The organism is Aeromicrobium erythreum (assembly GCF_001509405.1).
Taxonomy (GTDB): domain Bacteria; phylum Actinomycetota; class Actinomycetes; order Propionibacteriales; family Nocardioidaceae; genus Aeromicrobium; species Aeromicrobium erythreum.
In genome coordinates this window covers 3,019,642-3,033,152 of the sequence record NZ_CP011502.1, presented here as the reverse complement: position 1 = coordinate 3,033,152, position 13,511 = coordinate 3,019,642, and the positions used below count along the sequence as shown (strand labels likewise).

At 74.0% G+C, this 13,511-nt stretch carries 15 protein-coding genes; 14 read left to right on the top strand and 1 reads right to left on the bottom strand.

Going from position 1 to position 13,511, the window contains the following annotated elements:
• Positions 1-14: 14 nt before the first annotated feature.
• The 13 genes from Aeryth_RS14495 (at position 15) to Aeryth_RS14435 (ending at position 12,081) form a co-directional block, all read left to right on the top strand.
• Entirely contained in the window at positions 15-1,172 is a 1,158-nt protein-coding gene (locus tag Aeryth_RS14495; protein ID WP_067860184.1) for a PucR family transcriptional regulator, read from the top strand.
• Positions 1,173-1,197: 25 nt separating this feature from the next.
• Entirely contained in the window at positions 1,198-1,617 is a 420-nt protein-coding gene (locus Aeryth_RS14490; protein WP_067860182.1) for a nuclear transport factor 2 family protein, read from the top strand.
• Positions 1,618-1,747: 130 nt separating this feature from the next.
• Positions 1,748-2,137, top strand: coding sequence for a hypothetical protein (locus Aeryth_RS14485; RefSeq protein ID WP_067860180.1), 390 nt, complete (start codon positions 1,748-1,750; stop codon positions 2,135-2,137).
• A 207-nt stretch (positions 2,138-2,344) separates the two neighbouring features.
• Positions 2,345-3,172 (top strand): amidohydrolase family protein, encoded by an 828-nt coding sequence (locus Aeryth_RS14480; protein ID WP_067860178.1) that lies wholly within the window; start codon positions 2,345-2,347, stop codon positions 3,170-3,172.
• Positions 3,173-3,266: 94 nt separating this feature from the next.
• Positions 3,267-3,791 carry an MSMEG_0572/Sll0783 family nitrogen starvation response protein gene (locus Aeryth_RS14475; protein WP_067860176.1) on the top strand — a complete coding sequence of 175 codons (525 nt, stop codon included), beginning with the start codon at positions 3,267-3,269 and terminating at the stop codon, positions 3,789-3,791.
• Between the two features lie 10 nt (positions 3,792-3,801).
• Positions 3,802-4,923 (top strand): MSMEG_0568 family radical SAM protein, encoded by a 1,122-nt coding sequence (locus Aeryth_RS14470; protein ID WP_083516471.1) that lies wholly within the window; start codon positions 3,802-3,804, stop codon positions 4,921-4,923.
• A 1-nt stretch (position 4,924) separates the two neighbouring features.
• Positions 4,925-6,355: an MSMEG_0567/sll0787 family protein gene (locus tag Aeryth_RS14465; RefSeq protein ID WP_083516470.1), complete on the top strand. Its 1,431-nt coding sequence runs from the start codon at positions 4,925-4,927 to the stop codon at positions 6,353-6,355.
• Positions 6,352-7,215, top strand: a complete 864-nt coding sequence (locus Aeryth_RS14460; protein ID WP_067860174.1) for a carbon-nitrogen hydrolase family protein — start codon at positions 6,352-6,354, stop codon at positions 7,213-7,215. The genes Aeryth_RS14465 and Aeryth_RS14460 overlap by 4 nt, the downstream gene beginning before the upstream one ends.
• Positions 7,208-7,513 carry an MSMEG_0570 family nitrogen starvation response protein gene (locus Aeryth_RS14455; RefSeq protein WP_067860172.1) on the top strand — a complete coding sequence of 102 codons (306 nt, stop codon included), beginning with the start codon at positions 7,208-7,210 and terminating at the stop codon, positions 7,511-7,513. Before Aeryth_RS14460 ends, Aeryth_RS14455 begins: the two co-directional genes overlap by 8 nt.
• Positions 7,510-8,760, top strand: a complete 1,251-nt coding sequence (locus tag Aeryth_RS14450; RefSeq protein WP_067860170.1) for an MSMEG_0569 family flavin-dependent oxidoreductase — start codon at positions 7,510-7,512, stop codon at positions 8,758-8,760. Before Aeryth_RS14455 ends, Aeryth_RS14450 begins: the two co-directional genes overlap by 4 nt.
• On the top strand, positions 8,760-9,605 hold the full coding sequence (locus tag Aeryth_RS14445) for a carbon-nitrogen hydrolase family protein (RefSeq protein ID WP_067861842.1): 846 nt from the start codon (positions 8,760-8,762) through the stop codon (positions 9,603-9,605). The genes Aeryth_RS14450 and Aeryth_RS14445 overlap by 1 nt, the downstream gene beginning before the upstream one ends.
• Entirely contained in the window at positions 9,602-10,696 is a 1,095-nt protein-coding gene (locus tag Aeryth_RS14440) for an MSMEG_0565 family glycosyltransferase (RefSeq protein ID WP_067860168.1), read from the top strand. Before Aeryth_RS14445 ends, Aeryth_RS14440 begins: the two co-directional genes overlap by 4 nt.
• The gene (locus tag Aeryth_RS14435) at positions 10,693-12,081 is read left to right on the top strand and encodes an AMP-binding protein (protein ID WP_158509216.1); all 1,389 of its coding nucleotides are present in this window, start codon (positions 10,693-10,695) and stop codon (positions 12,079-12,081) included. Before Aeryth_RS14440 ends, Aeryth_RS14435 begins: the two co-directional genes overlap by 4 nt.
• A gap of 6 nt (positions 12,082-12,087) precedes the next feature.
• Here the strand turns inward: Aeryth_RS14435 and Aeryth_RS14430 are convergent, their stop codons facing one another.
• Complete coding sequence (locus Aeryth_RS14430; protein ID WP_067860165.1) at positions 12,088-12,645, bottom strand: TetR/AcrR family transcriptional regulator; 558 nt, start codon at positions 12,643-12,645, stop codon at positions 12,088-12,090.
• An 88-nt stretch (positions 12,646-12,733) separates the two neighbouring features.
• Here Aeryth_RS14430 and Aeryth_RS14425 point away from each other — a divergent pair, with 88 nt between their 5' ends.
• Positions 12,734-13,486 carry an SDR family NAD(P)-dependent oxidoreductase gene (locus tag Aeryth_RS14425; RefSeq protein ID WP_083516469.1) on the top strand — a complete coding sequence of 251 codons (753 nt, stop codon included), beginning with the start codon at positions 12,734-12,736 and terminating at the stop codon, positions 13,484-13,486.
• The last annotated feature ends 25 nt before the right edge of the window (positions 13,487-13,511 follow it).

The following is a 13,511-nucleotide window of genomic DNA, read 5'->3' as shown; positions in this document are numbered from 1 at the left end:
TGACAGGAGGACCGATGGGGTCGGTGCAGCGACGGGCCGTGCAGGCGCGGGTGCTCGCCGACGGTGGACGCCTCGCGCCGCGCATCGCCGACGCCCTGCAGCGCGAGATCCCCGCGTACGCGTCGCTCGGCGAGGCCCAGCGGCGCGAGACCGAGGCGATCAGCCTCTGGGGCGTGCAGCGTCTGCTCGAGCTCTGGGTGGAGGACGGTCGGCTCGGCGACGCTGACCTCCGCCAGTTCCACGGCATCGGCGTGGCCCGCGGGACCGACGGGCGGCCGCTGTCGGCGGTGCTGCGCGCCTACCGGGTCGCCGCGGTCGAGGCGAGCGGGCTCGTGCGCGACAGCGGTGTGGCGGAGCTCGACGTCGAGGACGTGCTGGCCATGAACGTCGTGCTGCTGGAGTCGCTCGACGCCCTGTCCGAAGCACTGTCGGCGGGATACGCGGCCGCGATGGAGCGCCTCGCGACCGACCGCGACGAGGTGGTGCGCGCACTGACGCAGGACCTGCTCGCCGGTCGCCAGACCTCGGCGGCGGCGCTCGCGGACCGCACCCGCCTGCTCGACCTCACGCTCCCGGCCCGGCTGACGATGACGGTGGTCGGTGCCGCGGGGAGCGACGTGACCGCGGGTGACGTCGCCCAGCTGCTGGCGTCGGCGGACATCGACGGGCTGGTGCTCTCGACGACGCGTCAGGGTGTCGGCGTCGTCCTGCACGAGCGACCGCTCGACCTCGGCGTCGACGTGCGGTCCCGCGCGTGGCGCACCTGCCGGATCGACGACGTCGCCCTTGCCGATCTTCCCGCGACGTTCCGGCTCGCCGAGGTGGCGGTGCGCCACGCCCCGCCCGGCCTGGACAGCACACCTGCGATGGTCGAGGCCGACGCGCTGCTGGTGGCGCTGCTGCACGGGCAGCCGCCGGTGGACCCTCGGACCCTGGCCGAGGCGGCCCTGCGCCCACTGCTGGAGCCCGACCAGGCGCACCTCCTGGCCGGTCTGCGGGAGTTCCTCGAGCACGGGTCGGCCGTGGCGGCGGCCGACGCGCTCGGTCTGCACCCGCAGTCGATGCGCTACCGGTTGCGACGGGTGCGCGAGACCACGGGCCGCGACCTCGGCTCGGCGTGGGACCGGCTGCTGCTCGCGACCGCGGTGGCGGTGCTCTCGCTGCAGCCCTGAGGGTGGGGCGTGGTTCGATGGGCGCGTGGCCGACCCAGACCTCCTCGTCGAGCGCTACCTCGCGGCCCTGGAGGCTGCCGACCTCGACGCCGTGCTCGCCCTGTTCGCGCCGGACGCGACGGTCGTGTCGCCGCTGTACGGCACGCTGCCGGCCCGCGAGTTCTATCCCGTCCTGTTCGCCGACACGGCGGAGTCGCGCCTGACCCTGAAGGCGACCATGCGCGGGACGCGCGACGGCCGCGACCTGGTGAGCTTCTGGTTCGACTTCGACTGGACGCTCGCCTCGGGCGAGCCGGCCCCGTTCTCGGTGGTCGACGTCGCCGAGCTGGATGAGGAGGGACGGATCGAGCGGCTCACGATCGTCTACGACACCGCCCCCATCCGCGGGGCGTTCGACCGCCAGCGGCCCGACGTCGACCAGGACGAGGCGACTGCCGGAGCCTGAGTCCCCGGTGACCGTGCGCCCGTCGCGACCTGGCGATCGAGCGGGTCGTCCCCCGGAATGCGACCCTGGCCCTCGAGGACGGCTCCTACTCTTGAGCGGTGTCACGCACCACGAAGAGCTGGAACGGCCGATGACGACCCGCATCCGCGCAGGCGCCGTGGCGGCGCTCGCCGCTGCCCTGCTCGCCGGTGCTGTCTGCGCGACCTTCGCGTCGCCGGACACCACGCCCTCCTTGGTGTTCCGAGCGATCCCCGTGGCAACGGTCGTCGTCCCAGGACTTCTGGTCGCAGCAACTCAGCTCTCGGCTCTGCAGCAGCGGAGCAAGCGCTACGTGACGGCCGTCCAGGTCGTGGTCGGCCTGCTGTGCCTGGCAGCCGTCGCTCTCCTGGAGCTGGGCGGTGAGACGGACATCGGCGGCGGGATGGCGCTGCTCGCGGCCCTCTGGCTGCTGATCCTCACGACGGCGGTGACCTGCCTCATCGTTGCCTCGGTGGCGGGGGACGAGCCCGCCCGACCGTGAGGTAGTCGTCGTCTCCTCGCCCGTGATCGCCCCGGTGCGACCGCGCCGACGGTGTGGACGCGCGAGGGAAGCCCGCCAACGTGCCAGCCTCGCGCGCGTCGGCCATGTTTCGCGATCCCGGCGTGGAAACAGCCAGGTTGCGCAGACCTTCCGGCGACGTAGTCCGACGGTGACCAGTCCGAAACATCCCGGGCGCTGAATGGAGGCATGCCTCCCGCACCGCTCGACGCGCACCGCCACATCGGCGAGCTGCCTGCGTTCCCGTTCTACGGAGGCCCGCCGATCCGGGCCGACGTCACGGCCAAGGCGACGGTGCGCGACTTCCTGCAGACCCTCGATGACGAGGGGACCGAGCGGACGCTGGTGCTGCCGAACTACGGCGTGCCCGTGCCGGACGCCGCCTTCGACCTGAACCCGCTCGCGCTCGAGGCCGCGCAGCGCGACGACCGGGTGAGCTGCGGACTGTGGGTCTCGCCGAAGGCGTCCGACGCCGAGCGCAACACCGCCGCGCTAGCCCTCGTCGGCGAGCAGGGCGTCAAGGCCCTCAAGACCAGCTTCCTGCTCGGCGGCAGCCCCACCGACCCCGACTGCGCCGAGGAGATCGACCGCATCTTCACCACGGCCGCCGAGCACGACCTCGTCGTCCACGTGCACACCTCGCCCGGCGCGGCCTCCGACGTCGACCAGGTCGGCACGCTCGTCGACCGCTACGGCGACGACACCAAGATCCACCTCGTCCACCTCGGGGGCGGGATGAGCGGACACATGAAGCTCATCGGCGGCCGGCTCTTCGACTGGATCGAGGCCGGCAAGAAGGTCTATACCGACACCAGCTGGACCATCGGCTTCGCTCCCGCCTGGCTCGTGCAGGAGATCGAGCGCCGCGGCGTCGGGCACGACCGGATCCTCTTCGCCAGCGACGCCCCGTGGGGCGACTTCGCGGGCGAGCACGCCCGCCTCGCCGCAGCAGCCGGCGACGGCGAGCTCGCCGACCTGTTCTTCCGGCGCAACTTCGAGGCGCTCTACGGCACCTGACCCCCTGATCCCTGGCCGCGGCTCGCCGGCCAGTGCACGACCCGCACGACCCCACACCGCACTACCCCATCCCAAACCGCACCAGGAGAAGGCCATGACCGACATCGACGACCAGATCGCCCAGAACATCGCCGCCTCGCTCGCGGAGATCCCGCACCCGTCGCAGGCGAAGGGCACCAACCTCTACGGCTCGACCAAGATCTTCCCCGACTACCAGGCGGAGGACGGCGAGAGCTACTTCACGCTCGTCCACGGCATCCCGCACGAGTCGAGCGTCAGCTTCGTCGCGATCTTGCAGGCCACCCGCGCCCTGCGGAAGGGCTTCGACTCCGCGATGTACTTCTACGGCCCCGGCACCCTCGCGTGCATGGCCACCCGCGGCTTCCCGACGACGGGCGACGCCGGGTTCCCGGGCGAGCTGAACATGAACGCCTCGCTCGATACGTTCATCGCCGAGGGCGGCACCGTGTTCTGCTGTCGCTTCGGTCTCGCCCTGCACGGTCTGCGCGAGGAGGACCTCATCGAGGGCGTCATCCCGGCGCACCCGCTCGACGTCCAGGACGCGCTGATCCACTACGCGCGCAAGGGCGCCATCATCAACTCGACCTACAACCTCTGAGGGCACGGCCATGACCGCCCTCCCCGATCTCGCCGCCCAGAGCCCGGCACCCCTGCCGGGCCCTGAGCAGGGCTCGCGCACGTCGACCCGCGTCGACGTCGCCATCCAGGGCATCCGGCTGCTCGACGCGCCGCTCACGCGGCCGAACGGCGCGGGACCGAGCGCCGACGGCCACGTGCTGCTCGACGGGGTCGGTGCGGCCATTCCCCTCAACCCGCGGAGCCCGTACTCGGTGTCCGGCGGCCGCCTCCTGCTCGACGGGGCCGACACCGGCCTCGGCGTGGAGGCGGTCGGCCGGCCCCGGTTCTACGACCTCCAGACCGCCGACGGGGTGAGCTACGAGAAGATCGCCCGCCTGCACGCCGCGAACGTGCTGGCCACGACGGTGGTGCAGACCTGCGCCCGCTACGACGAGTCGGAGCGGTGCCGGTTCTGCGCCATCGAGCAGTCGCTGGAGCAGGGCTCGACCATCGCGGTCAAGACGCCGCAGCAGGTGGCCGAGGTCGCCCTGGCGGCGGTGGAGCTCGACGGCGTGACGCAGATGGTCATGACCACCGGCACCTCCCGGGGACGCGACCGCGGCGCCACCCACCTCGCCCGGTGCGTGCGCGCCGTGCACGAGGTGCTGCCCGACCTCCCGATCCAGGTGCAGATCGAGCCGCCGGGCGACCTCGCCTCGATCGCCGAGCTGCGCGAGGCGGGCGCGCGGTCCATCGGCATCCACGTGGAGTCGCTCGACGACGACGTCCGTCGGCGCTGGATGCCCGGCAAGTCCACGGTGTCCCTCGACGAGTACCGCGCCGCCTGGCGCGAGGCGGTGCGCGTCTTCGGACACAACCAGGTCTCGACCTACCTGCTCGTCGGGCTCGGCGAGGACCCCGACGAGCTGGTCGCCGGGGCCCGCGAGCTCATCGACATGGGCGTGTACCCGTTCGTCGTCCCGTTCCGTCCGCTGGAGGGGACGCTCGCGACCGACGTCGACCACGTCGCCGCGCCCGCGACCGCCGACGTCGGGCGCGTGACCCGCCAGGTCGCGACGGCGCTGCGCGTCGCCGGCATGGCGGGGTCGGACCAGGCGGCGGGCTGCGCCGCCTGCGGTGCCTGCTCGGCGCTCAGCTGTGAAGGAGCCTGACATGACCTTCGAGATCGACCACGGCATCCTCACCGGCAGGCGTCCCGCGTCGACCGCGCCTGCGGACTACATCGTCGTGCAGGCCGACGCGACGCAGCGCGAGGCCTACCGACGGCTCCGGCGCGACGTGTTCGTGCGGGAGCAGGGTCTGTTCACGACGACCGACCACGACCGCGCCGACGACGACCCGCGCACCGTCGTGCTGGTGGCCCGCTCGATCGCCGGCGAGGTGCTCGGCGGGGTGCGGCTGCACCCGGCCCCGCACACCTCCACCGAGGAGCGCGACCTCGGCTGGTGGCGGGGCAGCCGGCTGGCCGTGCGGCCCGACGTGCGGGGCGCGACCGGTGTCGGCTCGGCGCTGGTCCGCGCCGCCTGCGCCTGGGCGGAGTCGCTCGGCGCGCTGCGCTTCGACGCGGTCGTGCAGACCCAGCACCACCCCCTGTTCACCCGGCTCGGCTGGACCACCACGGGCGACGTCGAGCTCCAGGGCCGTCCGCACGTGATGCTCTCGTGGCCCATCGCGCGGGTCCAGCGGCTGGCCGAGGCCACGAAGTCGCCGCTCGGCAGCCTCCTCGCCGGCCTGGGCGCACCCGAGGGAGGTGCGCCCGCACCCGGCTTCTGGGGCGACGACGGCGCCCCCGTGCCGGGGTCCGACCTGGTGGCGGCCTGCGACGCGATCCTGCCCACGATGGTCGAGCGCGACCCCGAGTGGGCCGGCTGGTGCGCGGCGCTGGTCAACCTCAACGACCTCGCGGCCATGGGCGCGACGCCCGTGGGCCTGCTCGACGCCGTCGGGGCCCGCGACGCGTCGTTCGCCCGACGGGTCCTGGCCGGTCTGCGCGCCGCGTCGGAGGCGTGGGGCGTCCCGGTGCTCGGCGGCCACACGCAGCTGGGCGTCGCCCCGGCGCTCAGCGTCACCGCCCTCGGCCGCACCGACCGGCCCGTGCCCGGCGGCGGTGCCCGGCCGGGCGAGGAGGTCCGGCTGACCGCCGACCTCGGCGGCGGGTGGCGACCGGGCTACACCGGGTCGCAGTGGGACTCCTCGTCGCACCGCTCGCCCGGGGAGCTGCGCGCCCTCGGGCGCGTCGTCGCCGACCTGCGGCCCGCCGCCGCCAAGGACGTCAGCATGAGCGGCCTGGTCGGCACCACCGGCATGCTCGCCGAGGCGAGCGGGGTCCGCGTCGTGCTCGACGTCGACCAGGTGCCGACACCCGCCGGAGCCACGGTGGGCGACTGGTTCACGTGCTTCCCCGGCTTCGCCATGGTCACGACCGACTGCGCCGGAGCCCACCCGGGGGAGCTGCCCAGGCACGTCACGTCGCGCGTGTGCGGCGAGACGCTCGTGGGCGCCGGAGTCGGGCTGCGCTGGCCCGACGGAGTCGTGACCGAGGCCGTCCGCGGCCCGGTCACCGGGATGGGAGCAGCAGCATGACCACGACACGACTCGCCGCGGTGTCGGAGAACTTCGGCCGCGACGTCGAGCAGAACCTCGCCCGCATCGCGACCCTCGCCGACGAGGTGCGACCACCCGGTGGCGGTGGCCTCCTCGCGCTGCCGGAGGCCTGCCTCGGCGGCTACCTCTCGGTGCTGGGACGCGGTCGCGACGGCAGCCACGACGAGCAGCCCGACTCGCTGCCGCCCGTCATGGACGTCGACGGCCCCGAGCTGCGGCGCGTGGCCGCGATCGCCCGCGACCTGACGCTCGTGGTCGGGTTCTGCGAGTCCGACGGCGCCACCCGCTACAACAGCGCCGCCGTCGTGACCGGCGACGGCGTGCTCCACGTGCACCGCAAGGTGCACCAGCCGCTGGGGGAGGGGTCCTTCTACGAGGCCGGCGACACCTTCGCCGCCGTCGACACGCCGGCCGGCCGGCTCGGCGCCCTCATCTGCTACGACAAGGCGTTCCCCGAGGCCGGTCGCGCGCTCGCCCTCGACGGTGCGGAGGTCGTCGTGTGCATCTCGGCCTGGCCCGCGTCGCGCACCTCCTCGGCGGGCGACATCGCCGAGGACCGGTGGACCCAGCGGTTCAACCTCTTCGACACGGCCCGGGCGCTCGAGAACCAGGTGGTCTGGGTGGCGTCGAACCAGGTCGGCACGTTCGGGTCGCTGCGCTTCGTGAGCCATGCGAAGGTCGTCGGCCCGGGCGGCGACGTCCGCGCCACGACCGGCGTCGACGCGGGCGTGGCGGTCGCCGAGCTCGACGTGCGCGCCGAGCTCGACACCGCCCGCCGGGCGATGTTCCACCTGCGGGACCGCCGTCCCGAGACCTACCGGGAGCCCGCCCATGCCTGAGATGACCTTCACCGTCCGCTGGCCCGACGGCGACGTCGAGCACTGCTACTCCCCGTCGCTCGTCGTCCACGACCACCTGCAGGTCGGCCACCGCTACACCGTGCAGGACTTCGTCGACCGCTCGACGGCGGCGCTCACGATCGCGAGCGAGCGCGTCCGGGTGCGCTACGGGTTCGCGTGCACGTCGTCCGCGGCGACGCAGGAGCAGATCCGCCGCTCGGCCGCGGCGCACGCTCCCACGGACGTCGTCGAGGTGCTGCGGATGCACCCGCCGCTGCCGGTGGAGGTGACCCGATGACCCGCGTCGCGATCGTCGGGGCCGGCCAGGCCGGGCTCTCGGTCAGCCACCACCTCACCAGGCTCGGCGTCGAGCACGTCCTGCTCGAGGCCGCCACCCCCGCCCACGAGTGGGCCGACAACCGTTGGGACAACTTCACCCTCGTGACGCCCAACTGGCACTGCCGCCTGCCTGGCCACGTGTACGAGGGTCCCGACCCCGACGGGTTCATGACCCGCGACGAGGTGGTCGCCTGGCTCGACGACTACGTGCGCTCCTTCGACCCGCCCGTGCGGACGCACACCCGGGTCGTCGAGGCGCGGGAGCGCGACGGGGGCGGCTTCGTGCTCGACCTCGAGACGCCCGACGGCCCCGACACCCTCGAGGCCGACGACGTGGTCGTGGCGACCGGCGGGTACCACCGCCCGATCGAGCCGGCGTTCGCGCGGGCGATCGACCCGTCGGTCACCCAGCTGCACTCCCAGCAGTACCGCAACGCCGACCAGCTGCCCGAGGGTGGCGTGCTCGTGGTGGGCACCGGGCAGTCCGGCGCGCAGATCGCGGAGGACCTGCACCTCGAGGGGCGCCAGGTGCACCTCGCGCTGGGCGACGCGCCTCGCGTCGCGCGCTTCCACCGGGGCCGCGACTGCATGACGTGGCTCGCCGACATGGGCCTGTACGACACGGCCGTGGCGCAGTACCCCGGCGGCCTGGCCGCCCGGGAGAAGACGAACCACTACGTGACCGGCCGCGACGGCGGCCGCGACATCGACCTGCGGGCCTTCGCCCTCGACGGCATGCGCCTGTACGGAAAGCTGACCGACGCGCAGGGCACCGACCTGACGTTCGCGCCCACCCTGACCCGCTCGCTCGACGCCGCCGACGCGGTCTACACCTCGATCCGCCGCGACATCGACCGGTTCATCGAGCGCGAGGGCATCGACGCGCCGCCGGAGCCCGACTACGTCCCGCCATGGGCGCCCGACGCCGACCCGACGAGCCTCGACCTCGCCGCCGAGGGGATCACGTCGGTCGTCTGGGCCATCGGCTACCGGCCCGACTACCGCTGGCTGCGGGTCGGGGTGTTCGACGGGACGGGACGCCCGACGCACACCCGGGGCGTGACCGCGGTGCCCGGCCTGTTCTTCGTCGGCCTGCCGTGGATGCACACGTGGGGGTCCGGACGGTTCCTCGGCGTCGCGGCCGACGCGGAGCACGTCGCGCAGTGCATCGTCGGCGCACGGCGCTCGGTGCCCGCGGAGGCCTGATGCGCATCGGTGCGGTCGCGGCGCACTTCGGGCGCGACCTCGACCGTGCGCTCGCGAAGGTCAGGGCGATCATCGACTCCGCCCGCGCGGACGGCGTCGAGCTGCTGGTGCTGCCCGACGCGACGCTCGGCGGCTACCTGACCGACCTGCGCGACCCGCGCGCGGACCTGCCGCCGACGCTGGCGCAGGACGACCCCCGGCTCGCCGAGGTCGCGGCTGCGGCGGGCGACATGGTCGTGTGCCTCGGCTACACCGAGAGCGCCGAGGTCGACGGCGAGCAACTTCGGCACAACGCCGCCCTGTGCGTGTCGGGCGACGGCGTCCTTGGGCGGCACCGCAAGGTGCACCAGCCGCTGGGGGAGTCGCTGGTCTACGCGCCCGGCGACCGGTTCGAGGCGTTCGACACCCCACTCGGCCGCCTCGGCATGCTCATCGACTACGACAAGACCTTCCCCGAGTCGGCGCGGTCGCTGGCGCTGGACGGTGCCCACGTCGTCGCCTGCCTGTCGGCGTGGCCGGCCAGCGTGACCGACCGGGCGTCGCGGCTGCCGCAGGACCGGCAGTCGCGGCTCTTCGACCTGTACGACAGCGCCCGCGCGGCCGAGAACCAGGTGGTCTGGGCGTCGTCGAACCAGACGGGGGTGCTCGGCGGCTTGCGCTTCCTCGGCCAGGCCAAGGTCGTGGGCCCCGGCGGCGACGTGCTGGCGCGCACCTGGTCCAAGGGCGGGATCGCGGTGGCCGACGTCGACGTGGAGCACGAGGTCGCGCGGTCGCGCCGCGTCCTGCATCACCTCGACGAGCTGCGTCCCGACAGCTACGTCACGACAGGTCGCGACCCGTCGTGAGGGTGGCCCTGCTGACGTACTCGACCAAGCCGCGCGGCGGCGTCGTGCACACGCTCGCGCTCGCCGAAGCCTTGGCCCGGGCCGGTGCCGACGTCGACGTGTGGACGCTCGCGCGCGGCGGGGACCGCACCTTCTTCCGCGCCGTCGACCCGGCGGTGGGGCTGCGTCCCGTGCCGTTCCCCGACGTGCCCGGCGAGGCGGTCGGCGCCCGCATCCTGCGCTCGATCCGCACCTTGCGCGACGCCCTGAGAGGCGCCGAGTACGACGTCGTGCACGCGCAGGACTGCATCAGCGCGAACGCCGCGCTGGCGGCGGGCCTGCGCTGCCTGCGCACGGTCCACCACCTCGACACCTTCACGACGCCCGAGCTCGTGGCCTGCCACGACCGCGCGGTGCTCGAGCCGGCCGGGCACGTGTGCGTCTCCGAGGCGGTCGCCCGCGAGGTGCGCGAGCAGTACGGCGTGCAGCCCGTGGTGATCGCGAACGGCGTCGACGCCGGACGGTTCGAGCAGGCGGCGTCGCCCGCGGCAGCGCCGCAGCGCGACCGGTGGCGCGACCAGCTGGGCCACTACGTCCTGGCCGTGGGCGGCATCGAGCCGCGCAAGGGCAGCATCGACCTGCTCGAGGCGTTCGCACTGCTGCGACCACGGCACCCGCACCTGCGGCTCGTCCTCGCGGGCGGGGAGACGCTCTTCGACTACCGCGACTACCGCGCCGCCTTCGACCGACGCGCACGGGACCTGGGCGTGGAGCCGACGATGCTCGGCGTGGTCGACGACGACGCGCTCCCGTCGCTCGTCGCGGCCGCGCGGACCATGGCCTTCGTGTCGACCAAGGAGGGCTTCGGGCTGGCCGCGCTGGAGGCGCTCGCCGCCGGGGTGCCCGTGGTGGCGCGCGACCTGCCGGTGCTGCGCGAGGTCTTCGGGTCCACCGTCGCGTTCGCGACCGACCCGGCCGGCATCGCCGAGGCGGTCGACGGGGTGCTCCGCGGGCCGACCGACGCGGTGCCGGGTCGCGGGCTCGCCCGCTCCTACACGTGGGACGCCGCGGCGCGGGCGCACCTCGAGGTCTACGCAGGCCACGCGTCGTGACCGACCTGCCCATCGGCCGCGCCTTCGCCGTGCTGGCGGAGCGGTCGCCGGACGCCGTGGCGGTGCGCGACGGCGACGATGTCTGGACCCGTCGCCGGCTCGAGGACGACACGAACCGGCTGGCCCGGGCGTGGAGCGACCGCGTGGGCGTCGACGACGTCGTCACGGTGGTCCTGCCGAGCGGGATCGACCTGGTGCGCGCGTGCGTCGCGGCCTGGAAGCTGGGCGCCACGCCCCAACCACTGGCCCCGACGCTCGACGTCGCCGAGCGGCAGGCGGTCCTCGACCTCACGGGTCCGGCCCTCGTCATCGATGCATCGCTCGGCGAGGTCGACGGCGACCCCCGTCCGCTGCCCGACGCCGTCGCCTCGTCGTGGAAGGCCCCCACGTCGAGCGGCAGCACCGGTCGGCCGAAGGTCGTGCGGGCCGCCGCGCCGGCGACCGTCGACCTCGACCGTCCGGTCGCGCCGTTCGTGCCGCGGCACGCCGTGCAGCTCGTCGCGAGCCCGCTGTTCCACGCCGCACCCTTCGTGTACGCCATGCGCGGCCTCATGACCGGGCACGAGCTGGTGCTCATGCCGACGTTCGAGCCCGCCGAGTGGCTCCGCCTGGTCGAGCGCCGCCGGGTGACGTGGTCGGTGCTCGTGCCCGCGACGATGCACCGGGTCCACCGGCTCGGACCCGACGCGCTCGCGGCGGCCGACGTGTCGTCCCTGGAGCAGGTCCTGCACCTCGGTGCCCGGTGCCCCGCCTGGCTCAAGCGGGCGTGGATCGACTGGCTCGGCCCGGAGCGGGTGGTCGAGGTCTACGCCGGCACCGAGTCGCAGGGCGTCGCCATGATCACGGGCGAGGAGTGGCTCGCGCACCCGGGGTCGGTCGGACGCGGCTGCGGCGGCACCCGGTTCCGCGTCGCGCGGCCCGACGGGGAGGACTGCGCGCCCGGCGAGCGCGGCGAGATCCTCATGCGCCGCGACCACCCCACCTACTCCTACGTCGGCGCCGAGCCCACCGTCCGCGACGGCTGGCACACCCTCGGCGACGTCGGGTACCTCGACGCCGAAGGCTTCCTCTACGTCGAGGACCGGCTCGCGGACGTCGTGACCACCGGCGGGACGGTCGTGTACCCGGCCGACGTGGAAGGGGTGCTCGAGGCCCACCCGGACGTGCGGGCCTGCGTCGTGGTGCCCGCCGACGACGACCGGCTCGGCCAGGTGGTGCACGCCGTGGTCGAGACCGACGCCGACCTCGCCGACCTCGAGCGCTGGGCGGCCGAGCGGCTGGCGCCGGAACGACGGCCGAGGTCGTGGCAGCGGGTCACCGAGCGTCTGCGCCCCGACACCGGCAAGGTCAACCGCAGCCGGTGGCGACCGTCCGCCGACGGGTGACGACGCTCAGCCCTGGCGCGCGGGACGGTCGGGACCCGGCTCGAGCCACCGCTCGACCAGCTCGGCGAGGTCGCTCCCGCTGGCGTCGGCGAGGCCGGGCAGGTCGAGGAAGTGTCGCGCGATCGTGACGCCCATGATGCTCGAGACGACGAGCGCGGCCCGGGTCGCGGCCTGCTCGTCGTCCATGGTCGCGGCGAGGGTCGCTGCGCGCTCCTGCAGGTACGTGCTCATGACCTCCGCGGCCTGCGGCGACGTGAGCATCGAGCGCAGGAGCGCGCGGGTCGGCGCGGGCAGCTCGTGGAGGCGGACGTCGAGCACCTCCTCCAGGTGCCGCGGGACGTCGTCGTGGTCGAGGTCGTCGACGGGCCGTACCGCCAGGGCGAACAGCGCCTGCTTCGAGCCGTAGTGCTGCAGCACGAGCGACGGGTCGACGCCGGCGCGCCGGGCGATGCCGCGGATGGTGGCGCCGTCGCCGTGCGTGCCGAACTCCTCCTGGGCGGCCTCGAGGATGCGTGCGGCGGTCGCCTCGCGGCGCTGGGCGCGGGTCGGCTGGGAGTCCGTCATCCCTTCACTCTACATCTGTTGAGCGACATGCTAGCGTTGACTCAACAACTGATGAGCGAAAGCTCGTCGCCGAGCCCAGGGGGCACCCATGAAGGACAACAGCAGCGACACGCGAGACACCGACACCCGCCACACCGACACCCGCGCGACCACCCGGAAGGTGCTGGTCGTCGGTGCGACCCGGGGGCTGGGCCTGGCCGTGGTCGAGGAGTACGTGGGGCGGGGGGCGCACGTGGTGGCGACCGAGCGGTCCGACGGCCCGTCGGGCCTGCGCACGCTCGCCGAGCGGCACCGCGAGGCCGTCGAGGTGGAGCGGCTCGACGTGACCCGGCCCGAGCAGGTGGCGGCGCTCCGCGAGCGTCTGCGCGGCCGGACCTTCGACCTCCTCCTCGTGGTCGCGGGCATCTCGCTCGCCCCTCAGGAGGCCGTCGGGGTCGACATCGCCACCGACGACTTCACGCGCATGATGGAGACCAACGTGCTGGGCGTCATGCGCACGGTGGAGGGCCTCGACGGCCTCGTGGCCGCGGACGGCACCGTCGCGGTCATGTCGTCCGGCCAGGGCAGCGTCGCGAACAACACGTCGGGCGGCTTCGAGGTGTACCGCGCGACGAAGGCCGCGCTCAACCAGATGGTGCGCAGCTACGCCGTGCGGCAGGCCGGCGGCTCTCGGAGCATCCTCCTGCTGGCGCCGGGCTGGGTGCGGACCGACATGGGCGGCTCCGGCGCGACGCTCGAGGTGTCCGAGAGCATCCCGCCGCTGGTCGACACGATCGAGGCCCAGCGCGGGCGCCCGGGCCTGCGCTTCCTCGACCGCCACGGCGACGACGTGCCGTGGTGACCTCGGGATAGCACAGGTCGCAGGG